This window comes from Clostridium sp. 1001283B150210_160208_E6 (genome assembly GCF_015669365.1).
Classification (GTDB): Bacteria; Bacillota; Clostridia; order Clostridiales; family Clostridiaceae; genus Clostridium; species Clostridium paraputrificum.
The window spans coordinates 163,696-187,496 of the sequence record NZ_JADPAA010000004.1 but is presented as its reverse complement, the minus strand read 5'-3'; the positions used below and the strand labels follow the sequence as shown (position 1 = coordinate 187,496).

Here is a 23,801-nt window from a genome sequence, read left to right as displayed (position 1 = left end):
CCATAACCTTCTATTTTAATTAATTCTATTTTGAGTTTCAGCGTCAAAGAAATGAAGGGCTTCTGAATCTAATCCAAATACGTGCTTTTCTCCAACTTCATATTTATAATGTCCTGGTACTGTTATCACTAGATCTTTTCCACTCTTAAGTTTTACAAATAAAGTTTTTTCTTTACCAAGAACTTCGATAACATCTATTATACCTTCAAATTGTTCCTCACATTCTCCACTTAGGAATCTTTCAGAACGAATTCCAAGAAATACTTCTTTTCCTTCATAAGCTTTTAAAGCTTTTCCATCTGCCTCATTTGGTGTGATTTTTATTATATTGTCTTCAGAAACAAATTGTCCTTTTACCATCTTTCCTTTTACCATGTTAATAGTAGGTGACCCTATAAATTTTGCAACAAACATATTTTGGGGCTTTTCATAGAATTCAGTTGGCTTACCTACTTGTTGTATTTTACCATCATTCATAAGAACTATTTTTGTTGCCATTGTCATAGCTTCTACTTGGTCATGAGTAACGTAGATAGTTGTTGTTCCCATTTGCTTATGAATTCTAACAAGCTCTACCCTCATATGTTCTCTTAGCTTTGCATCTAGATTAGAAAGTGGTTCATCCATTAAGAATACCTTTGGCTTTCTAACAATAGCTCTACCTAAGGCAACACGCTGTCTTTGTCCTCCTGATATATCAGATGGTTTGCAATGTAAATACTCTTCAATTTGTAGTAATCTTGCTGCTTCTGTTACACGATCATTTATAATATTTTTTCTTTCTTTTCTCATACTTAAAGAGAATGCCATATTATCATAAACAGTCATATGTGGGTAAAGGGCATAACTTTGGAATACCATTGCAATATCCCTGTCCTTTGAAGCCACCTTATTTACTCTTTTATCATCAAATATTAAATCCCCCTCTGTAACAGAGTTTAATCCAGCTATCATACGTAGTAATGTAGTTTTACCACAACCAGAAGGCCCAAGTATTACACAAAAGTCTTTATCTTCAATTTCTAAATTTATATTTCTTAATGTAAAATCTTCTCTACTTTCATACTTTTTCCCTATATTATTTAATGTTACCTTCATCGTTCACCTCTCCTATCCTTTTGTTGCACCATTTGAAAGACCTGCTACCAATTGTTTTTGAAGTACTAAGAATAATATTACAATTGGAATTGCTGTAAGTAATCCTCCAGCTGCAAATGCTGGTTCATTCATATTTCTAACATCATTAACTAGGGTGAATAACCCTGCTGCTAATGTATAATCCGCTGGTGTTGTTAATAATACCTTAGGTAATAAGAAGTCCATGAATGGTCCAATAAATGACCATAAAGCTGTTATTGCAAGCATAGGCTTTGCTATTGGCATAATTATAAGTCTATATATTTGCATTCCTGAACATCCATCAATCTTTGCCGCATCATCAAGCTCTGTTGAAATTGAATCCAAATATCCTTTTAAAATAAAGGTATTACTTGCAATTCCACCACCTGTATATATTAAAATCAACATCATTTGACGCGTAAATACAGGAGTAATATCAGAAATTATAGAGTACATTGTAAAATATGCTGTTATACCTGCAAATGTTGGTATTGTTTGAATAAGCATTATTGTCATAAGAGAAACCTTTTTACCTTTAAATCTATACCTTGAATATGCATATCCTGTAAAAGAAATTACTACAACTGTTAATATTGCAGTGGCTATTCCTATGAAAAGTGTATTACCCATCCATTTTAAATATAATGTATTATTAAATAAATAATCAAAGTGCTTTAAGCTAAATTCAAATCCATCATTTAGTATTAAATATTTTCCTTGTTTACCATTAAAGGATGAAATAATTATTTGTGCTATTGGCCATATAACTATACATGTCCACGCAATTAATATTGCATAGGTTGCCCCTAATCCTAATTTACCTAAAGGAGTAAGAGGTGGTCTATCTGATAAATATAAATCATTCTTTTTCTTTTTAAATATCTTCATAATTACTTCTCCTTTCTAAATGCATCGGTGTTTCTATATCCTATATAAGCTATAACCATTAATGCAATTGAAATTATTACAGTAATTGCTGCACCTAATGCTTGATATTGGTTTTCTATAGTTAGTTTATATATATAAGATATTAAGATATCTGTTTCACCAGCTAAGTTTCCGTAAACTACTGGATTAAACGGTCCACCACTATTAAATAGATATATATTAGAGAAGTTATTAAAGTTAAATGTATACTGTCCAACTAAAAGTGGAGCTGTTTGGAATAAAACTAATGGGATTGTTATCTTTATTAATTTCTTAAATGCAGAAGCTCCGTCTATATCAGCTGCTTCATATAAATCTTTATTTATAGATTGAAGCACCCCAGTTGCAAGTAAGAAAATATATGAACTTCCAAGCCAACCTTGTATACAAATAAGAACTACCTTTGATACAAATGGGTCATTCTTAATTTGTAATCCCTCTCCAAAAAATCCTCTTAACATTTCAGTTAAAGCTCCATTTGGAGAAGATAATATACTAAAGAATAATATAGTAATAAATGCTGGAACAGCCCATGGTAATAAGTATACTGACCTAAAGAACGTCTTACCTTTTATTCTTTCATTATTTAAAAGTAATGCTAATGCAAATCCAATAAATATAGCAAGAGTAGTTGCGCCTAATGTCCATATAATTGTCCACCCAAGAATCTTCCAGAATATTGATCCTGCCATTCCTTCACCAAGAGCAATCATCTTGTAATTACTAATTATATCCCAACTAAATTTTGCTTGATGTTCTGGATCCATACCAGTTATTGAAAGCAAAATTGTTGTTACTATTGGTATAAATACTATGAAAATAATTATAACTAAGGCAGGCATTGATACTAAATAAGGTAGTCCATCTTCTGAAACACTTTGTCTAGTCTCACACCATGATCTTACTCTAGTACCCTTAATTTCTTCCTTTTCAACCTTATTTACATCTTTGAAGGAAAGAATCAAAAGAACCAAAGCAATGACTAAGAATGCAATTGCAACTATCCCCTCAACCATAAAGATAATTGATCTATCAAGTTTTCCTGCACCTTTAGCTAGTGTTATAAGTCCTGCTATCCCATCACCCTTATAATTACCAAATCCAAGTGAGTAAGGAATTGCAATTAAATATATATATATTGTTGCTAAGAACATTATTATCGATTTTATATATTGTTTATTAATTAATTGTCCAAGTCCTGGTATTAAAACTGTAAGATAAGAAACTATTGGTATAGTTTTATCAACTTCTACAGGAACTGTTCTTCTAATATCTGCAACATTTATATTTACAGTATTAATTTTCTGCTTAAGAGTTTTACTTAACTCATGCTTCTTATTTTTAACAATTTCATTATAGTAAGTTTTTTTAGATTCAAAAGATTTAACTAAAATCCTATCTTTCTTACTTCTCTTTAATCTTTTAATAGCCTCACCTTCAGCTTTTTCTGAAATTAGGCCTTCACTATGTCTAGATTTAACAATTTTAATATCTTCTTTTAAAATTCTATTTTCTTCTTCCTTGAATTTATTAAATTCCTCTTGGAATTTCTTATTATCATCCTCTGATAGCTCTGATAAAGCCTTTTGTGCCTTATCTAATTCTTTTTTGCTATCTTTAGCAAATTCAATTACTGGTGGTATTTGTATTATTTCCACCTTGCTTTGTTCATAAATCAGCTCAGCATCGTATGTTAAATCAGTGTACTTTTCATAAAACCCCAATTTTTCTTTTGCTTTGAAAAGTCTTATTTCAAGTCCATTTACCTTTTTATTGTTTGTACCATTAGTTACTTTATAAGATTTTGATTTTTCATCAAGTTCTTTTAAAAATAACTTTTCACTATTTTTAAATTCAGCAAGGGTTTTATTATATTGGTGCTCTTTTTTATTTTTTTGTAATTCTTTTAATTTGTTTTTTAATTCTACCTTTTCTGATTCATTTGCATTCTTAATCTTTTCTTGAAGATCAGCTACTTCATACAAATAAAGATTCTTTCTTTTATATTCACGATCTAAATTGTCATATACAAATTTATTGAACCTTTTCAAATCTCTCTTCCCCCTTTATGCTTGCTGCGTTTTTTGTGTAGTATGTATAATCTTTTGTTTGTTTATATCTTTCCATAAATAAATTAGTACGCATAGTAATCCTATATGGCAAATCGCACTTATTATAAAAAATATTGAGAAGTATGTTTCTCCAAGAGTTGTAAAGAAAAATAATCCTATAGTTAATACCATCCATATAGCTACGAACAGCTTGTTAACTCCTGTTTTTACAAGAGAAAAATAACTATTTAAACTTAGTGCTATCGGGGTTATTATCCTTATTAAGAAAACAGATAAACATGATGTCAAATATATTGAATACATTTCATTTGTCGTCTGACTTCTATCTATATTTAAATTTGGATTTTGTAGCCATGCTTCAAATAAACCCGTATCTTTTGCTTTAATGAAGCTCTCAATGGAATTCATCATAATAATCACTGCACACAATCCTACTATCAAATAAAATGTCTTTTTACTCATCTCAACTGTCGCTTTCATCTGTTCCCTCCTTAATGGTTAGAAAAGGAGAACTAGTCTCCTTTTCTATTTACTAGTTGCTATTTATTTCATAGTTCCCATCATAGCATCGAATGAAGCCTTAACTTGCTTGTAAGCTTCTTCTGCATTAGCTGGCTTTTGAGCTGACCAAGATAATAATGCATTTTGCCATGAGTCCCAAACCTTACCATATTCTAAGAATAATGGTCTATTGATAGATGCTTCATATGAAGTATAAGTTGCTTTTATAACCTTTTCATTCATTCCACCAATTCCATCATAAGCTGATGGTTCAACATTTTCTAATATCTTACCAGTAGCGTTAAATAAATCTTTTGCATATTCTGGGTTAACAATTTCTTTAATAAAGTCTTCAGCTAGAGCCATTTGAGCTTCATTTTCTTCACATCTAGCATTTATTCCAAGACCCCATCCACCTTTCCAGTGGCTAAGTGCTTTACCATTTACAGTAATTTGAGAAAGTGGTAATACTTCTAGGTTGTCTGCACCAACCTTATCAGATAATCCTGTAGTTGCCCAAGGACCATCTATTCTGATAGCTGCTCCACCATCAGCTGAGAATTGAGCATCTAAATAACCAGAAGCTGCTTCCTTATCCCAAAGGTCTGTTTTGTTATCATAATTAGGTTTCCAGTAATTGTATAGAGATTCAAATAACTTTTGTTGCTCTGCAGTTAAGTCTTTCCATTCCTTAGTAGCATCTGTAGTTAATTTATCTCCATCCTTTGCTAATAATTCAAATGATGCTGAATTTGTAAATCCTACTCCATACCAAGCATCATGAACTGGAACTACCATCTTACCAAATGCTAAATCATTAAATTCTATATTCTTAGTTAAATCTATTCCTGCTTTTTCTGCATTTCCCTTGTTTATATAAGCCACTAATGTTTCTATATTATAAGGGAAAGCTAAATATTCATCACCAATTTTAAGGTTTCCACCTAAACCTGCGTCATAATCTTTAAATCCGCCGACTTCTTCGGCCATAGCCTTGGCATCCATTGGAGCTAAAACATTTTTATTAGCTAAGTCATAAAGTCTATCAGCTGATAATGCAAAAACATCAGCTACATCTTTATTAGTTACATCTGTCTTATCTATAACATCTAAATGATCGAATGCACCTACTGTAATAAAATTAATAGTAGCATTTGGATGTTCTTTCATCACTCTTTCTTTAACTTGTTCATAATAAGGAAGCCATGCTTCTTCTACTTGAACTGAAATAGTAGCTGCTTCATCTTTCTTAGAATCATCTCCAGATCCACCACATGCAGTAAGGCTAAATGCCATACAACCTAGTAACAAAGCTGATATAAGTTTCTTTTTCTTCATAATTAATCTCCTCCATCCCTTTTTTAAGTTATATAAATTTTAATAACTTACCTCTTTAATTTAAATTCTCCAAATATCTTTTGCATATTCTCTTATAGTTCTATCCGAACTAAAGAATCCAGCATTAGCAGTATTTATGAAACATTTTCTAGCAAAGCTCATTTCATCTTTAAAATCTTTATTCAACTTCATTCTAGCTTCAAAATATCTATTAAAGTCTTGAAGTATGAAGTAGTGATCCGGCTTGTGCCAGCTTGTGCCTTCTAATAATGAATTATATAATTCAAAGAAGCTTCCCTCTATAGTTCCTTCTTCGTCTTCCATTCCATCATCAAAAGTTCCATCTACTAAAGAATCAATAACCTTCTTAATGTGTTCATCATTTTCATAGATTTCTTTTGGATCATAACCCTCTTTAATAGCTAAGATTTCTTCTTCTCTCGCTCCAAATATATAGTTATTTTCCTCTCCTGCTTCTCTAACAATTTCAATATTAGCTCCATCATAAGTACCTAAAGTAACAGCTCCATTTAGCATAAATTTCATGTTACCAGTACCTGATGCTTCTGTGCCTGCTGTTGATATTTGTTCTGAAACATTTGCACCTGGTATTAGCTTTTCTGCATAAGACACATTATAGTTTTGAACAAAAACAACTTTTAATCTATCATTTGTCTCCGGATCATTATTTACAAGGTTAGATATTTCATTTATTAGCTTAATAATAGCTTTTGCCCTTGCATATCCCGGAGCTGCCTTTGCACCAAATATAAATGCTGTTGGTGTGAAATCTTTTATTTCTCCAGCTTTTAGTCTATAATAAATATCTAAAATTGATAGTGCATTCATAAACTGTCTCTTATATTCATGTAATCTCTTTATTTGAATATCAAATATGAAATGCTCTTCTAATCTAATACCTTCATGCTTCTCTATATACTCAATAAGTTGACGTTTTTTCTTCTTCTTTATTTCAATGTATTCTTTAATTACACCATCATCATCAGCATATCTTTCTATATTTTTCAACTTATCCAAGTCTTTTAAGAAACTATCGTCTCCTACAAGTCTTGTTAATAGTTCAGTTAGCTCTGGATTACAGCTTGCTAACCATCTTCTTTGAGTAATTCCATTAGTTTTATTTTGGAACTTATCTGGATATAATTCATACCATTCTTTTAAAGTATCCTTTTTTAGTATTTCACTGTGTATTTCTGCTACTCCATTAACATACTTTCCTATATAAGTAGCCATTCTAGCCATATGAACTTGTCCGTCTGATATAATCTCATATTTTGCTATATCTTTTTTCTTAACTTTTAGCTCCTTAAGCTCTTTTATTAAAGTCTTATTGATTTCTCCAATTACTGAGAAAACTTCTGGTGTATATTTTTCTACTAATTCAACATTCCATTTCTCTAAAGCTTCAGCCATTACTGTATGGTTTGTATAATTAAATATTTCCTTAGCCATTTTAAAAGCTTCATCAAAACTAACATTATTTTCAGTAGTCATAATTCTTATAAACTCAGGTATAGCAACTACTGGATGTGTATCATTTAATTGAATAGAATTTAGTTCAACCAACTTTGAAAAATCATTGCCATACTCTGCTTTATACTTCTTTAATAAATCTTGAATCGATGCACTAGTAAAGAAATATTGTTGTCTATAACGCAATACCTTTCCTGCTTCTGTATTATCATTTGGATATAACCCTGCTGATATATTTTCAGCTTCTGTCTTTTCTTTTATAGCCTCATCATATTCACAATTATTAAACAGTTCAAAATTGAATTCGTTTACTGCTTCACTTTGCCAAAGTCTTAATGTACCTATATTTTCTGTTCCATATCCTACAATAGGCATATCATATGGTACAGCTACAACTTCCATATCATCAAATTTAACTTTAACGCTGTCCTCAAATCTTCTTAAGCTCCATTCGTCACCAAAAGCAGTCCAATTGTCTGCATATTCTTTTTGGAAACCATTCTCTATAGCTTGTTTAAACAAACCAAATTTATACCTAATTCCATACCCATTTAAAGGTATATCGCAAGTTGCTGCACTATCTAAGAAACATGCTGCTAATCTTCCAAGACCACCATTTCCTAATGCCATGTCTTCAATCTCTTCAAACTGGTTTATATCAAACCCAATTTCATTTAATGCATCTTTAACTTCATCAAAAATTCCAATGCATATTAAATTATTTTGCACTGCTCTCCCCATTAGAAATTCTGCTGATAAATAGTAAGCATGTCTATTTTTATAAAAATTTTTATTTGCTTCATTCCATCTATCTGCTATTTTAGAAATTGCCACTTGTGCTACAACGTTATGCATCTCATGAATAGAAGCATCTTTCGCTTCTTTCCCATAATCCCTCATAAGATTATTCTTTATTTTATCTACTAATGTATTTACTTGCATCTAAACTTACTCCTTTATTAAATTCTTCCATACAGCTTGTTTAGTTCTTTTAACTTCTCTGCTAGTTCATCAGTAAGGTCGTTTTTGCTCATTCTCCATCTCCAGTTAGTACCTAATGTTGATGGAATATTTATTCTTGCTTCTTTACCTAAGTTTAAAAGGTCTTGAATTTGTAATATCGCTATATTGGCTACACTTGATATTGCAAGCTTTATAAATTTCCAATTATCATTCTCATCTTTCATTCCAGTATAGCTTTTACAAAACTCTCTTTCCTCTTTACTAAGCGAATTAAACCACCCTTTTATTGTATCGTTATCATGAGTACCAGTATAAACTACAACATTCTTTTCATAATTATGTGGGAGATATTCACTATCTCCTTTTGGATCAAATGCAAATTGGAGTACCTTCATTCCTGGATAACCACAGTAATCTAATAGTTCTCTTACCTCTGGAGTTATATATCCTAAATCCTCTGCTATAACATCTATGTCTCCAAGTTCATTTTTTATGGCATCAAAAAGATCTTTTCCAGGTCCCTTTTCCCACTTGCCATTTATAGCAGTTTCATCTTCATAAGGAATTGACCAATAACTTTCAAATCCCCTAAAATGATCTATTCTTATTACATCAAATATTTCTAATGAAGACCTTATTCTTTCAACCCACCAATTATAATTTTGGTTCTTTAGTTCCTTCCAATTGTAAATTGGATTTCCCCAAAGTTGACCTGTATCAGAAAAAGCATCTGGCGGACATCCTGATACCTCTTTAGGTATTAACTCTTCATCTAGCATAAATATTTCTGGATTAGACCATATATCTGCACTATCTTCTGCTACATATATTGGAATATCCCCTATTATCTTAATTCCTTTATCATTTGCATATTTCTTTAGCTCTTTCCATTGAGAGCTAAACATATATTGTAAAAACATATAAAAATCAATTTCATCTTTTAATAAACTTGAATATTTTACTATAGCTTGTGGCTTTCTAAATCTTATATCCTTGTCCCACTCTTTCCATGGTGCTCCATTTTTATAATCTTTAATTGCCATAAATAAGGCATAATCATATATCCAACCTTTATTAATTTCATTAAAATCTTTCAATTCTTTTTTAAGGTCTACCTTAGCTCTTTCATGGGCTAACTTTAAAACCTTATATCTATTCTTGTACATTGTTCCATAATCTATATCATTTTCATCATTACCGAAATCATATCTATTGATTTCTTCTTTTTTTAATAGTTTATCTTCTACTAACATATCCAAATCAATAAAGTAAGGATTTCCAGCAAAGGTTGAAAAAGATTGATATGGTGAATCTCCATAACTAGTAGGTCCCACAGGTAGTATTTGCCAGTAATTTACTTGAGCTTTCTCAAGAAAATCTACAAACCTATATGCTTCCTTTCCAAAGGTTCCTATTCCATAGTTTGAAGGTAATGAAAATATAGGTAATATTATTCCACTCTTTCTCATACTACAACCTCATTAGTTCTTAGAAATGTAAAATACAATTCTATTTCTTTTCGAAAAGATTTCTTCCTTGTACCTAAAGTATAGCAATCTAAAACCCCCTCAGTCAATGAAATAGAGCCATTTCACGTGTGTAAAAGTCCCCCTATAAAATCTCCTTTAAGCACCTATTTACAGCTTGAAATTTTTCATTTTTTATATGTTTTGTCGTCTTTTTTATGGTTATATATGCTGTAAGTATTGCTATTGCTCATTTCCTTAAACTTGATTTAATTCCTAAAAGTTTCACACTTTTTAATCCCTAGTAATAATCATATTGACTTTGGAATACCTGTTTGTTAAACTCAACTCAAATTTATCCATATGAAATGTATTGTAAAACATTTTCTACAAAATTATACAAATATCTATTTAAGGGAGAGGATTCAAATGAGATTTAACTATGGTAAAAATGACTTCAAATCATTTAAGTCTGGCAACGAACATTGCTATTTACTAACTAATGGACTAGGAGGCTTTTCTAGTACAACCCTTATTAACTCTCTAGCTAGAGGTGATCATTCATTATTTATGGCTTGTACTAAAGCTCCAAATAATAGAAAAAATATAATAAGTAAAGTTGAAGAGGTACTTAGAATTGATAATAAGGAAATTCATTTAAGTTCTCAGGAGTATGTATGCTATACCAAAAACATGTCTGGTTTTAACAATATACATTCTTTTTCCCAGGAATATCTTCCTAAGTGGACATATTTCTATGATGGGGTAGAAATTATAAAAACCATTGTATATGAACATGGTAAAAATACCTTAGGTATAAAATACTCTATAGATAACAGAAATAATAAGGATGTGAAACTTGAAGTTATTCCTGTTTTTGTATTTGCCAAAAGAGGGGAAATATTATCATCACCTCATAATTATGCAATTAAAAATGATACATTTATTGCTAATGATATAGAACTTAATATCCATTCAAACTATTCTAGCAAAGAATTATCTACACCAACATTTATTAATGATTATTACTTTGCATATGATGCAGTAGATGGTAGAAATGCCGTTGGTTCAGGAACAACACTAGTTTCTTATTATTTTGAATGTAATGGAAAAAGTCAATCTGAATACCAACTTATTTTCACCCTAGAAAAGGAAGATATCAAAGATATTGACTCTTTAATAAATAATGAAATAGATAGACAAAAAGATTTAATAAATACTGCTGGCTTTGAGGATGATTTAGCTAAAACCTTAGTAAGAGCTAGTGACCAATTTATTAGTCATAGAGAATCTACTAACGCAAAGACTATATTGGCTGGCTATCCATGGTTTGAGGATTGGGGACGCGATACTATGTTTGCTGTACTTGGTAGTTGCATAAGTACAAAAAGATTTAATGATGCTAAAGATATCTTTAGAACATTTATAAAACATCTTAATAAAGGACTAATGCCTAACCTTTTTCCAGAAGGCGGAATTGAACCAATGTATAATACAGTAGATGCCTCCCTTTTATACATTTATGCACTTTATGAATATTATTTAGCTAGTAATGATTTAAAATTTATCAAGGAAGAAGGCTTTCAACCTATATTAGATATTATAAATTGGTACAAGCACGGCACTGATTTTAACATTTATATGGATGATGATTATCTAATTAATGCTGGAGAAGGCTTCCACCAAGTAACTTGGATGGATGTAAGATTCAATGATATATTACCTACTGCAAGACACGGTAAACCTGTTGAAATTAATGCATTTTGGTATAATGCATTAAAGGTAGCTTCATTTTTGGGCACCAAACTCAATTTTAATGTAAATGAATTTGATTCCTTAAGCCATAAAGTTAAAAAATCATTTGAAGAAAAATTCTGGAATGAAGAAAAAAAATGTCTTAAGGATGTTGTATCAGGAAATAACTATGACAATCAAGTTAGATCTAATCAAATTTGGGCTGTAATGGTTCCCTTCTCACCGTTATGCAATGAGAAAGCAAAATTAGTTGTAGATAAAGTATATCAAGAACTATATACTCCTTATGGACTTAGAACATTAAGTAAATATGATAAAGAATTTGTAAAGGAATATGGCGGTAGCCACTTTAAACGTGACATGTCATATCATCAAGGTACAGTTTGGCCATTTCCTCTTGGAGGGTATTTCATATCTTATCTTAAAGTAAATGATTATTCTGTTAAGGCTAAAGAAAAAGTACGTGAACAACTAGAATACTTTGAGTCTTGCTTAAGAGAAGGATGCGTTGGGCAAATTGCTGAAATATATGATGGATTAAATCCTAATGAATCTAGAGGATGCTTTGCACAAGCTTGGAGCGTATCAGAAATCCTAAGAGTCTTTTATCATTTAACAATTTAAATTTTTTATTTTTAAAATATCACAGCATATTTATATAAATATATATTTACATATTTATTTATTCTTATATTCATATGTTTTTATATTTATATATTTATTATTGCTTTTCTATATTCAAAAAAAGAAATCGCTTTTGCGATTTCTTTTATACTTTTACAACTAAAGTTGATAATCCATCAACAAATAATTTATTATCTTCAACTACTTCTATTACTTCTACTCCAGACTTTTCTTTGTTAACAATAATATTAAATCTATCATAATGATCCAAATCTACTTGTATCCTATTCTTATTTGCATTATGAATAACTATTATATCCCCATTAATATTATCTAACAACTTATACCCCACTGAATTCATTGGAGTATTTATAAATTTGAGTTTATTTCTTATTTCTTCTACAGTCCTCATTCTAAAAACTGAATAAGCTTTTCTTAGACTTATTAATCCTTTAACATAATTAAATGTATCTATATTTTCTAACTTTCTTCTCCAATTTATCTCATTAATTGAATCTGGAGCATTATATGAATTCTCAACCCCATTCTTAGTTCTTAAAAATTCTTGTCCTGCATGTAAAAATGGAATTCCTTGAGATAATAAAATTATACTAGTCCCCAATCTGCTCATATATTTCAAATCATTATCATCTTTTACTGTAAGATTTAATTTATCATATAAAGTATGATTATCGTGACATTCAATATAATTTATTACTTGATTAGGGAATACGTCCCCCCAGGATTGAATATAATCCGAATATTTAATTCCTCCTACTATTCCTCTCTTTACATCACATTCCTTATTATATTCTCCACTTAGAAATCCTCTAACTTCATGAGAAAATGGATTTCCTCTTAATCCATCTCTAATTCCATCATTAAAGAAAGCAATATTATTTAACTTATAAGCATTCCCTTGTACAGCTTTTTCTTCATATCTTAAAAGGCTTGGCATATTCCATCCTTCACCTAAAATAATTATATTAGGATCTATCTTATCTAACTCTTCCCTAACTTTATTCATAGTTTCTACATCAAGTAATCCCATAAGATCAAATCTAAATCCATCAATTTTATATTCATTGGCCCAGTAAACTATAGAGTCTACTATAAATTTTCTAACCATAGCATTTTCTGATGCTATTCCATTTCCACACATACTTTCATTAGATAGCTTTCCATCACTGTTATATCTAAAATAATATCCAGGCATTAATTTATTAAAACCTGATTTTTCTACATCATACATATGATTATATACTACATCCATTATTACAGACATACCACTTTCATGGATGGACTTAATAGCCTCTTTCAATTCTCTTATTCTTGTAACTGGATTATATGGGTCTGTAGAATAACTACCTTCTGGTACATTATAATTAGCAGGATCGTACCCCCAATTATACTTTTCTTCACTATAAGGCTCTCTTTCATCTATAGTTGAAAAATCAAATATAGGTAAAAGTTGTACATGAGTTACTCCTAAATCTTTTATATGTGATATCCCTGTTTTAACTCCTTCAGGTCCTATTGTACTTTTTTCTGTTAAACCTATAAATTTACCTTTATTCCTTATTCCAGATTCATTATCAGATGATAAATCTCTTACACTTACCTCATATATAATTGAATCTGTACCATATAACCTATTTGGTATGACATGAGTATTCCATCCTTCTGGATCACTTTTACTCATATCTATAATTGCACCTTTTTCTCCATTTACAGATATGGCTTTTGCATAAGGGTCTACCCCCTCACTTTTAACTCCATCTATTAAAGCAATGAAAGTATAAAACTTATTCTCTAAGTTTTCTTTTAACGTGATTTTCCATCCCCCTTTATCCCCTTTTTCCATAGGATACTCTTTTCCTTCTATATCATCATATCCATCATATATACATAGATACATTGAATCAGCTATAGGTGACCAAACCTTAAAAACATGTTGTTTCCCTTTAAGTTCATAGCCCAAATCATTATTTTCATAATAATAAAGACTGTCTATTTTCTTTATATCTAGTTTTTTCATAAACACCTCTCTTAAGAAATTATACATTTACTTTTTCAGTGATTATTTTTCCTTCTGCTGTTATAATAGTTACTAAAAGTTCTTTCACCTTATTATTTCCACTATTCTTTACTACTATTGTATGCTTATCTTCTTCTAATGTAATTGTTATATTTATGTTTGAATGCTCTCCTAATAGATATTCCTTACTTATTCCATCATCATCATATAAATCATACTCTGCTCTATCTGCTACAAAGGCTAATACATTTAATGTTTCATTATTTAATAGTTCTGTATTTTGTGCAGGTTCACCATAAACGAACATTCTATTTTTTCTTATAAATAGTGCAAATTCATTTAAATCTAGATTAATATAATTATGACCTTTATTAATTACATCAAAGTCTTTACTAGTATATTTCTTAACCTTCCATAAAAGCATATCCTCTGGTAGATACACATATCTTCCACTCTTATTTTGCTCATAAACTGGAGCAATCATAATAGAATCTCCTACTAGTAATTGATCTTCTATTTGTGATACAAATTCATCATCATATTCAAAACTTAAAGGCTTTATTAACATATCACTTGAATTTATAGCCTTCATATATTCTGAATAAAGATAAGGAATCATTGCATATCTAAATTTAATAATATTTTTTATAGTCTTTTCTGTATATTCATCAAATGCAAATGGTTCTTGATTTCTTGTACCCATAGAAGAATGATTTCTATATAAAGGAGCAAATATACTTAACTGGTTCCACCTTATAGCTAATTCTGAATCTACATTACTTCCAAAACCACAAGTATCTGCACCGCTATATATAAATCCACACATATTTATAGAAGGTAACATCTTCATGTTTAAAATTAGGTGCTCCCACCATGAGCAATTATCTCCTGTCCAAATACCACCATATCTATGTGCTCCAATAAATGATGCCCTTGAAAACAACAAGAATCTCTTATTACTATCTATTTCTTCAAAACCTTCTGCAGCAGCTTTAGTCATATTAAATCCATATAAATTATGAATCTCATAATGGTTAACTATTCCATCCTCTGTCTTATGATAAAACCCTTTATAATCATTCATACTATTACTTAAGCCTAATACAACATCTTTAAATTTGAAGAATGAATCTATATTAAGTTCTTTAGTTCTTAATTCGTCAATATTTCTATAAGCATCATTTATTCCATTTTCACTATAAAAGATTGCCGGTTCATTCATATCATTCCAAAAACCTTCAATACCCTTATCAATCAAGCATTTATACTTTTTACCAAACCACTTTCTTGCATCTTTATTTAAGAAGTCTGGAAAATGTACTTTTCCAGGCCAAACTGCTGCTACAAAAGGTTTTCCATCCTTATCTGTGACGAAATAACCTTTTTCTATACCTTCTTCATAAATATCGTATCCATCTTCTATCTTTACACCAGCATCTATTATTGGAATTATCTTAACCCCCTTACTCTTTAGTCTTCTAGTTACTTCTTCAAAATTAGGGAATCTTTCATTACTTAAAGAAAAATCCTTATAATTATCCATGTAATCTAAATCTAGGCATATACCATCACAGGGAATATCCCTTTCTATAAACTCATTAGCTAAACTTTCTACTGCCTCTTCTGTTGGATAACTCCATCTACTTTGTAAATAACCAAAAGCCCACTTTGGAGGTACATATCCTTTTCCTATTATCTTTAAAAAATTTTGTGCTATCTCTTTTACTGTTTCTCCATTAATTATATAAATATCAGCATCCTTGCCCTCAATTGTTATCTCTAGCTTGTCCTTTTTTTCATACCCTACATCGTAAATAATTTTACTTGGGAAATCTATATAAACTCCAAACCTCTTTTCTCCATCAACAATAAAGAAATTATGCGCCCCATATAAGGATTTTTTATCTGGGGCATGATTTGGATCATCAGTACAAAAGCTTTCATATATCCATCCTCTTTTGTTTATTCCCCTTATATTTTCACCTAATCCATATACTATATCTTGTTTTCCCATATTATATTTCAGTTTAATTTCCTCTCCTAAATTCAACTGAAAATATTTAAATTCTATGTCACTTTCAATTACTCCCTTTTCTATTACAGAATATGTTTCAATAGGCTTTCCAAACTCATATCTAACTACATTTTTATTTACAATATAACTCTTCATAAACTCCTCCTTAAATTACAATCATTTATAACTATTAACTACCTATATTTTAGTTTTATAGTAACAAAGTGACTTCACTCATTTCAACGATTTATGAAATATAGTTCCTTGTGAAATATGATATAAAAATCATTTTTTAAGCATATAATTCCACTATAAATTTCTCATATAATTTATAGGTTTATTATGCTAAAAATAGCATGTAAACATTGACTTAAATATTTTTGCTATGTTAACCTTAAGGAAATGAACAAAATTTTACAAATGAGAGGTTTAATAAATGAATGATGTTTTATACAAAAATAATCAGAAAGTTATTGGATCAATAGTTAGATTAAATAGAATTAAGAAGAATATGAGCCAAAAAGCTCTTGCAAAAGGAATCTGTGTACCATCCTACTTAAGCCGTATAGAGAATGGTGAATTGCTTCCAAGTGATGATGTTATATCTATTCTTTTTGAAAGACTTGGCCTGAAATTCAATGATAGCCCTGAATTTATAGAAAAAGGCTTAAAATCATTTGAAAGATTTCTTAATGATCTTAATTTTAATGAATTTGATTATACAAATAAAATATTCAATGATATAGAAAAACATGAAGATGACTTTATTACATCTCCTCTTATACTTGACTATTATTTGGTCAAACTAGCTAGATATTGTAGTACTCCAGAGAGAGATAAATTTGAAGGTGCCAAAGAATCAATACTTTCAGCTTTTGATTTATTATCTCCAAAGCAAGAGTCATTATATAACTTCTATATTGGTGTTGATATTTTAAATATTACAGGAGATATATCCGAAGGAAAAAGATATATTGAAAAAGCACTAAACTACAAAGAAAATGGCCATGGTTATTATTGGCTTTCTTATGTTTATAGAGTAGAAAACAATCCAATTAAAGCATATGATTCAATTAAAAGGGCATTAGCTTTATATGTAGAGGAAGGAAACTTTATTAGTATAATGGAAAGCTATGAAAAAACAGCTGAAGTATATTTCATGCTAGATAATCATGCAGATGCTATAAATTACTTAAAAATGTCTCTTAGAATGGCCGAAAAGATTAAAAACTCATATTATATTGAATATATTAATTCAATGCTTGCTTGGTCATATTTTAAAACACAAGACTATAAGACTTCTTTTAAATACTTAAAGAAGAACTCTGGATTAATAGATCACAGAATGATTATTCCTGATTCAGTTATAGAGTGTTTAATATATTTTACTTTAGAAGATAAAGAGAATTTAAAGAATTCAATAACTAAGCTAGATACTCCTCAATCTTTAGAGCATATAAGTAAGGATTTAGCTAATATATTATTTAAGTTATTTAATTTTTATATTGAAAATGAGAATTATATTAAAAGTCCTATTTGGGAAGGGTTATTAATATATATTGTTGATGACATTACTCAACTTGTGGAATTGAGAAAAGTATTTATTTCCTATCTAAAAGAGTACTATATTCATAACAGAAGGTACAAAGATGCTTTATTTCTTAAGTAATGGATAAAATTTCTACATATTTTTTTAAAAAAGGTATTGGCTTTTTCGACAAAATGTCGTATCATAGTAATTGGTTATTGACCATATAACCTCTCATAAATTCTCAATACCCTTTTATACCATAGTTGAAAGATGAGTACCCATCATCTTTCTTTTTTTTTGCTATTTTTTATAAAATTATAATTATATAAAAATTTAAGACCAAATAAGAATATTATTCACTCTTATTTGGTCTTACTTATTATTATTCTTCTACGAATAGTGGAACAAGTTCAAACTTTGTACAATCAACTAATCCTCTGTTAGTTAGTCTTAATTCTGGTAAACAAGCAAGTGGAATTAAAGCCATTGTCATAAATGGAGATACAATATCACATCCAATTTCTTTCCATGCCTTATCTAAACCTTCAACCTTTTCAGCCATCTCAGCTAACGGTCTATCACTCATAAGTCCTGCTATTGGAAGTGGAACTAATCCTAATACCTTACCATCTTTAACAGCTACCATACCACCACCACATTCAACTAATGTGTTAGCAGCTAAAGCCATATCTTCATCATTTGTTCCTACCACCAATAAATTATGAGCATCGTGAGCAACTGTAGCAGCCATTGCTCCCCCTTTAATTCCAAAGCCTTTTACAAATCCGTATCCAACTTTACCTGTTTCATGGTGTCTTTCAAATACAGCTGCCTTTAGAACATCTTTACTTACATCACATTGAACTTTTCCATCTTTAACTTCTAATTCAATATGTCTTTCATATGTTCCAACCCTTGCTGGAATAATTTCTATAACTCTTGCATTAACCTTATCTTTACCTTCAGCTAATATATCAAATGATTTTGGAGTTATTTCTTCCTTTATATGCATTGAATTCATTGCATCTTCTGGATAATGGTACTCTGCTATTTCAGTTGTTAAAACTCCATTTTCAGCAACTACGTTACCATCTATAATAACCTTTGTTATATTAATCTTATTTAAATCATCTATAAAAACTATATCTGCACATTTTCCTGGAGTTATTGACCCTAATTCATGATCCATTTGGAAACATTGAGCACAATTTATAGTAACCATTTGTATTGCTACTAGTGGATCTATTCCTTCTTCAATAGCTCTTCTTATAATATGATCTAAGTGTCCATCCTTAAGTAAAGTATGTGGATGTGTATCATCAGATATTAATATTGCAAATCTACTATCCACCTCATTTGTAGTAATTGACTTACTAACTTCCTTTAAATCATGCCATGCAGAACCTTCTCTAAACATTGCATACATTCCAAGTCTCATCTTTGCTAGTGCATCTTCTGCTCTTGTAGATTCATGACAACATCTTACTCCTGATGCTATATATCCATTTAACCCCTTCCCTGTTTCAAGAAGAGAATAATGTCCTGTTACTATCTTATTAGCTTTTAATGTTTCTCCTACTACTCCATGTGCATGATCTGTAGAGTATAATATTCCTGGGAAATTCATCATTTCTCCAAGACCAACAACTTCATCCCACTTCATAGTTTCTGCAACATCTTCAGGTCCTACTGCTGCCCCTGTATCCTCGAATCCTGGAACTGCTGGCACGCATGATGGAGTAGTTACCATATTCTTAAGTGGTGTTCCCTTACCATCTTCTATCATATAACGTACGCCATTTAACCCAAGTACATTACAAATTTCATGTGGATCCATATATATTCCTACAGTACCATGAGGTACTACTGAACGTGCGTATTCACTAACACTAAGCATTGATGATTCAACATGGATATGGCCATCTAAGAATCCAGGAGCTATATACTGTCCCTTCGCATCAATTACTTCTGTTCCTTCCCCTATACAATGCTTTGCATCTCCAACTAAAGCAATTCTTCCTTCACTAATTGCAACATCAGTATTATCAATTACTTCTCTAGTGCATACATTTATAAGTTTTGCATTTGTAATTACTATATCTGCTGATTGATATCCTTGAGATACAGCAACAATTTTCTTACTTACTTCCCATAATGGTTTCACATTAAATTTATTAAACATATAACCTCTCCCTAATTATTTATTATAATCTTCTTTATATTTCAACACATTATTTTAAATCTCATCCCAATTTTACCATATACAACTGCAAATATACAAACTTTTTTTAATTTTTATCTAATATCGTTCGTGATTTTCTGTAAATATAAAACCCAACTCCATCTGCTAATGCCCATCCAATAGGTATTGACCACCATATTCCATTTGCGCCTAAAGTAGTTGCAGATAGAATATATGAAAGTATAACCCTACTTCCTAAAGAGATTATAGTTAAAATAATAGACATTTTTAACATACCAAGTCCTCTATAAAGACCATAGAACATAAATAAAAATCCTATAAGAACATAAAAAATTGCAACTACTGATATATATTCAACTCCAAGTCTTATAACTTCTTCCTCACCTTTATCTACAAATAAAAGCATTATATTCTTAGAAAATATTAGAATTAAAGTTGATACAAATAAACAAAAAGTTATTATTATTTTAATTGCTCCTTTAACTCCTTCTTTTATTCTTTCAGGCTTTCCAGCCCCTTTGTTTTGTGCCACATAAGTTGAAAAAGCATTTCCAAAATCCTGAACTGGCATATAAGCTATAGAATCTATTTTTACTCCTGCTGCAAAAGCTGCCATTACAGTTACTCCAAATGTATTAACTAGACCTTGAACTATAAGTATTCCAAAATTCATTATTGATTGTTGAACTGAAGTTAGAATAGAATAATTAGCTACTAGCTTCAAAGTATCCTTTTTAATTCTAATATCTTTTCTCTCAAATTTTATAAAGGATATATTCTTAAATACATATATAATACTCAAAATTGCTGAAACCCCTTGAGCAATTATTGTTGCAAGTGCAACTCCTTTTACACCTAAATTAAAATTTATTACAAAAACTAAATCTAGCAATACGTTAATTAATGAAGCAATAATTAAAAAATATAAAGGTCTTTTAGAGTCCCCTATTGCTCTTAAAATAGCAGTTGCTAAATTATATATAAAAGTAAAACCAAGTCCTAATAAAATTATTATTAAATATTCCTTAGCAGCCCCTAACAATTCTGATGGCATATTAAATAAATCCAACAATAAGTTTATGGATATTAGAGAAATTACCATCAATATTAAAGTAATACCTCCAATAAATATAAAAGAGGTAATAGATATTTCTTTAAATTTATCATTTTCTTTAGAACCATAGCTTTGAGCCAGTATAACTCCTACCCCCATAGCTAGGCCAATTATTATTGATGTTATAAAAGTTACTATTGCAAAAGAAGAACCAACTGCAGCTAATGCGTCTGGTCCAACGAACCTTCCAACTACAATAGTATCTACAAGGTTATATAATTGCTGGAATATATTTCCCAAAATCATAGGTAATGCAAACTTAATTATAAGCTTATTACTATTCCCTTTTGTCATGTCTAACATAATAATCCCCCCTGCCACTAACTTCCAAGATATCTCTTATAAATATACCATACTTTTCCTAATTAGTAACATTATAAAAGCCGTCAATAAGTATTGACGGCCTTTGCTACTTTACTTTAAAACTTCCTTTTTCTTCTTTTATTTTAATATTAAGCATTTTTAGAAGTTTATCCATACTCTTTATTTGATTTACATATTTAATATCCCTCTTATCTAACATTCTTTGAATCATATCTATAATTTCTTTTTTCTCTTCACTAGAAATAGTTAGATTATCTTTTAAATACTGTCTATTTATATAAGTTAAAGTAGTCCAAATTTGTTCAGCAGAAATTTTACTATTATCCATTAATACATAAGTAAAATTCCTATTTCTCTTCCCTTCTGGATATGCTTTTTTAAAGAATTTAATAAAACCACTTTCAGGTTTATTTTCTTTCTTTTCTTTGACTAGCTTTCCTAGGGAAGACTTTAAAGTATTCTTTAAGAACATTATTGTATTAGGCTTAACCTTGGACTTCATATTATCTATACTTTCATCAATTAATTTATAAGTATCATCAATAAGCTCTTGAGGTACTCCTTCCCCCTTAAGTATTTTTGTTCTCTCAATATATTCTAAAACATCCTTCTTTGTTTCTAAATTTTTACCATATAACTTTTCTAATAATTCTTGGGAAGTTATCAGCTTTAGTTCATCTAAATTAATCATTTATTTCTCCTTCAATATATAATAATTCTTTTATAATTATAAACTATAAATTCCCCTCTATACATAAAAATATATCAGCTACTAAAATATTAAGTTAACACAAGGGTTTTAAGCACCTTTTTGTAAATTATATACTATTAATTCAACCACACTTATTTAGAAATACCTTTCATTTTCTTATATATATTTATATAATATTAAGGTAATAGATTTAGGGGAGGTTCATATCTATGAATAATATACTGACTCACGAAAATATGAGAAAATTGCAAGAAGAATTAGATTATAGAATGACTGTTAAAAGGGCTGAAATAGCAAAAGAGAAATTAGTTGCAGCAGCTCATGGTGATAGATCTGAAAATGCTGAGTATAAAGAAGCTTGTGCTAACTATAGAGAAAATGATAACAGAATACAATATTTATTATCTATGATTTCAACTGCTACAGTTATTGATGATGAAAATGTAGATAAAACTGTATTAGGAATTAACAGTAAAGCTAGAATAAAGTTTGTTGAAGATGATGATGAAGATGTAATTACATTAGTTACTACAATGGACCTAGATCCTGAAAATATGATGATAAGTATAGAATCTGATTTAGGAAAAGCTTTATCTGGTAGTAAAGCTGGAGACATAGTAGAAGTAAATGCACCTGGTTCAAATTATACTGTAGAAATTCTTGAAATTTTAGAATAATAATAAAGCTTCTATGATATAAAATCATAGAAGCTTTACTATTATTCTCCATGTTCCATTAAAAAGTTAGCTAAAGCTCCAACTAAATTAGCATCCTTTTTATGAGTACATGTATCTATCTTTGGCATAAGGGTATCTATATTTATCTTTTCCCTTATCATCAATAACTTTTCATTTATTCTATCAATAAAATCTTCCCTATTACTAATTGCCCCACCTAACAAAATTATCTCCGGATCATAAATATGTTGTAAATTAAATATTCCTTTTGCTAGGTTCTTATAAAAGGTATCTATAGCACCTCTACATACTTCATCGCCTTTTTCTGCTGCTTCAAAAACACTTTCTCCGTTCCATGAATCATCATTATAGTGCTTTCTTACCTTTCTAACAAAAGACATTGTAGATGCAACTTCACTAAAGTTTAAATATTCACCATTAGATTCTTCCATAAGCATATATCCAACTTCTCCCCCATGAAGATGTTTGCCATGATGAATTTTCCCATCTTTTATTATTGCGCCACCAATTCCAGTACCACATACCACAAATAATATATCATTTAAATCTTTTCCCTTACCTGAAAAAGCCTCTGCTAAAGCTGCACAGTTTGCATCATTTTCAATACTTATAGGTAATCCTGTTTTTTCACATAAAATTTCCTTCCAGTTTGGTCCGTGAATACATGGAAGTGCACTTGCTCCCCCAATCACCCCAGTTTTACTATTTACAGCTCCTGGAGCACTAATTGCTATACCTTCTATATCATAGCTTTTTCTTATTTCTTCTATCCAATTTACAATTCCATCTATAATAACACTAAACTCATCAGAAACCTTTAAATTACCTTTATTAGTTAAATTACCATTCTTATCAGAAATACCTACTTTTATAGAAGTACCTCCTATATCTAAACATGCATACATCTC

General features: G+C 30.0%; 16 protein-coding genes. 3 read left to right on the top strand and 13 right to left on the bottom strand.

The window, feature by feature from the left end; all coding sequences use genetic code 11:
- Positions 1-15: 15 nt before the first annotated feature.
- The 7 genes from I4V16_RS06930 to malQ all read right to left on the bottom strand — a co-directional run bounded on the left by I4V16_RS06930 (position 16) and on the right by malQ (position 9,883).
- Positions 16-1,098, bottom strand: a complete 1,083-nt coding sequence (locus I4V16_RS06930; RefSeq protein ID WP_099314129.1) for an ABC transporter ATP-binding protein — start codon at positions 1,096-1,098, stop codon at positions 16-18.
- Between the two features lie 12 nt (positions 1,099-1,110).
- The gene (locus I4V16_RS06925) at positions 1,111-2,007 is read right to left on the bottom strand and encodes a sugar ABC transporter permease (RefSeq protein WP_205686207.1); all 897 of its coding nucleotides are present in this window, start codon (positions 2,005-2,007) and stop codon (positions 1,111-1,113) included.
- 2 nt (positions 2,008-2,009) lie between these two features.
- Positions 2,010-4,097 carry an ABC transporter permease subunit gene (locus tag I4V16_RS06920; protein ID WP_049179909.1) on the bottom strand — a complete coding sequence of 696 codons (2,088 nt, stop codon included), beginning with the start codon at positions 4,095-4,097 and terminating at the stop codon, positions 2,010-2,012.
- Between the two features lie 15 nt (positions 4,098-4,112).
- Positions 4,113-4,598, bottom strand: a complete 486-nt coding sequence (locus tag I4V16_RS06915) for a hypothetical protein (RefSeq protein ID WP_049179908.1) — start codon at positions 4,596-4,598, stop codon at positions 4,113-4,115.
- Between the two features lie 63 nt (positions 4,599-4,661).
- On the bottom strand, positions 4,662-5,957 hold the full coding sequence (locus I4V16_RS06910; protein ID WP_049179907.1) for an extracellular solute-binding protein: 1,296 nt from the start codon (positions 5,955-5,957) through the stop codon (positions 4,662-4,664).
- 60 nt (positions 5,958-6,017) lie between these two features.
- The gene (locus I4V16_RS06905) at positions 6,018-8,393 is read right to left on the bottom strand and encodes a glycogen/starch/alpha-glucan phosphorylase (protein ID WP_049179905.1); all 2,376 of its coding nucleotides are present in this window, start codon (positions 8,391-8,393) and stop codon (positions 6,018-6,020) included.
- 17 nt (positions 8,394-8,410) lie between these two features.
- The gene (malQ, locus tag I4V16_RS06900) at positions 8,411-9,883 is read right to left on the bottom strand and encodes a 4-alpha-glucanotransferase (protein ID WP_049179903.1); all 1,473 of its coding nucleotides are present in this window, start codon (positions 9,881-9,883) and stop codon (positions 8,411-8,413) included.
- Positions 9,884-10,309: 426 nt separating this feature from the next.
- On the opposite strand from malQ, the gene I4V16_RS06895 reads away from it, so the two are divergent.
- Positions 10,310-12,259, top strand: a complete 1,950-nt coding sequence (locus I4V16_RS06895) for an amylo-alpha-1,6-glucosidase (RefSeq protein WP_099314126.1) — start codon at positions 10,310-10,312, stop codon at positions 12,257-12,259.
- A 145-nt stretch (positions 12,260-12,404) separates the two neighbouring features.
- Here I4V16_RS06895 and pulA read toward each other — a convergent pair whose 3' ends face one another.
- A complete protein-coding gene (pulA, locus tag I4V16_RS06890) occupies positions 12,405-14,297 on the bottom strand; it encodes a type I pullulanase (RefSeq protein WP_195617000.1) in 1,893 nt (630 codons plus the stop codon).
- A gap of 19 nt (positions 14,298-14,316) precedes the next feature.
- Positions 14,317-16,467, bottom strand: a complete 2,151-nt coding sequence (locus tag I4V16_RS06885) for a TIM-barrel domain-containing protein (RefSeq protein ID WP_111937335.1) — start codon at positions 16,465-16,467, stop codon at positions 14,317-14,319.
- 280 nt (positions 16,468-16,747) lie between these two features.
- Here I4V16_RS06885 and I4V16_RS06880 point away from each other — a divergent pair, with 280 nt between their 5' ends.
- Positions 16,748-17,980, top strand: coding sequence for a helix-turn-helix transcriptional regulator (locus tag I4V16_RS06880; protein WP_111937334.1), 1,233 nt, complete (start codon positions 16,748-16,750; stop codon positions 17,978-17,980).
- Between the two features lie 244 nt (positions 17,981-18,224).
- On the opposite strand, the gene ade is transcribed toward I4V16_RS06880, so the two are convergent.
- The 3 genes from ade to I4V16_RS06865 form a co-directional block, all read right to left on the bottom strand.
- The gene (gene ade, locus I4V16_RS06875; RefSeq protein WP_099314122.1) at positions 18,225-20,024 is read right to left on the bottom strand and encodes an adenine deaminase; all 1,800 of its coding nucleotides are present in this window, start codon (positions 20,022-20,024) and stop codon (positions 18,225-18,227) included.
- A 106-nt stretch (positions 20,025-20,130) separates the two neighbouring features.
- Positions 20,131-21,462: an MATE family efflux transporter gene (locus tag I4V16_RS06870; RefSeq protein ID WP_195542031.1), complete on the bottom strand. Its 1,332-nt coding sequence runs from the start codon at positions 21,460-21,462 to the stop codon at positions 20,131-20,133.
- A 106-nt stretch (positions 21,463-21,568) separates the two neighbouring features.
- Complete coding sequence (locus tag I4V16_RS06865) at positions 21,569-22,174, bottom strand: hypothetical protein (RefSeq protein WP_049178194.1); 606 nt, start codon at positions 22,172-22,174, stop codon at positions 21,569-21,571.
- A gap of 230 nt (positions 22,175-22,404) precedes the next feature.
- Between I4V16_RS06865 and greA the strand changes: the two genes are divergently transcribed.
- On the top strand, positions 22,405-22,872 hold the full coding sequence (greA, locus tag I4V16_RS06860; protein ID WP_195966604.1) for a transcription elongation factor GreA: 468 nt from the start codon (positions 22,405-22,407) through the stop codon (positions 22,870-22,872).
- A 41-nt stretch (positions 22,873-22,913) separates the two neighbouring features.
- On the opposite strand, the gene I4V16_RS06855 is transcribed toward greA, so the two are convergent.
- Positions 22,914-23,798, bottom strand: coding sequence for an ROK family protein (locus I4V16_RS06855; RefSeq protein WP_111937333.1), 885 nt, complete (start codon positions 23,796-23,798; stop codon positions 22,914-22,916).
- Between the last annotated feature and the right edge of the window lie 3 nt (positions 23,799-23,801).